Origin of the sequence: Streptomyces sp. AC555_RSS877, assembly GCF_019049245.1 — a bacterium.
In the GTDB taxonomy this organism is placed as follows: Bacteria; Actinomycetota; Actinomycetes; order Streptomycetales; family Streptomycetaceae; genus Streptomyces.
The window spans coordinates 1-943 of sequence record NZ_JAGMUK010000117.1; the positions used below are offsets into that span (position 1 = coordinate 1).

1 protein-coding gene and 1 pseudogene are annotated in these 943 nt (G+C 64.1%); both read right to left on the minus strand.

Features of this window, described 5'->3' with window-relative positions; all coding sequences use genetic code 11:
* Positions 1-395 (minus strand): annotated as a pseudogene (locus tag KUM49_RS36575) (hypothetical protein); the annotation flags it as partial.
* Positions 396-401: 6 nt separating this feature from the next.
* Complete coding sequence (locus KUM49_RS36580) at positions 402-746, minus strand: PadR family transcriptional regulator (RefSeq protein WP_254402344.1); 345 nt, start codon at positions 744-746, stop codon at positions 402-404.
* Positions 747-943: the final 197 nt, after the last annotated feature.

Genomic DNA, 943 nt, shown 5'->3' on the forward strand with positions numbered 1-943 from the left:
TCGACGCGTCGTTCCGGGTAGGCCCGCGCCTCCCAACGGATCTCAAGCGCCGCCAGGAAGAGGCGTACGTAGTGGAAGAGGGGCACGCGGCCCCGCTCCGTACACAGCTCGTTGCGGTGGTTCATCATCTCCTCGACGCGCCATTCATCCCCCTCGGGAAGAAGCGCACCGATCAGGCGGAGCTGTGGACCAACCCGGTTGGCCTTCTTGAGAAGCCGGAGTTCTGCGTAAGTAGGGGGCTCTAAGGCTCTCCGGGTGGCCGCGATAGCGGCCCTGACAACTGGTTTCATCCCCATCGAAGGATCCCCTTGCCGGAGTCGTGTCGTGACCAGCCAAGTCAGCAGGGGCATGGCGCCGGCCACCAGCAGGACGACCAAAAACACTGGCTCGGCCATGGTCATTTACTGTCCCGGACTCGGGGAAGGAGCCAGTTTCGTGCCGAGGCGACGTGATCGCCTGCTGTACGCGTCCGCGATGGCGACTCGGGCCTGTTCGGCGCCATTGGTCGTGAACTTGTAGTAGCGCCGGCGCGGCCTGGACGGCTGGGCGGCGGCATGTTCCTCCGGGTCCTCCCAGAAGCTCTCCAGTATTCCCGCACGTTCGAGCCGGGCCATGATCGGGTGGATGGTTCCACTCCGCAGATCTACCGCCTGCCCGAGGGTCAGGCCGTAGTGGGCCTGAGTCGGCTTCTGGAGCATCTCCTTGAGGACCGCCTCGGTCTGGGGGGTCATTCGGAGTCCACTCATGCGAACAGTCTAGCCAGGCGCGTTACATATCTCTACCTAACTTGACAAGGCATTGGTACAGCAAAGGGTCCCCGTTCCGTTTGGGGGCCCTCGGTCACACAGGAGGTCAGTCGACGCGTCGTTCCGGGTAGGCCCGCGCCTCCCAACGGATCTCAAGCGCCGCCAGGAAGAGGCGTACGTAGTGGAAGAGGGGCACG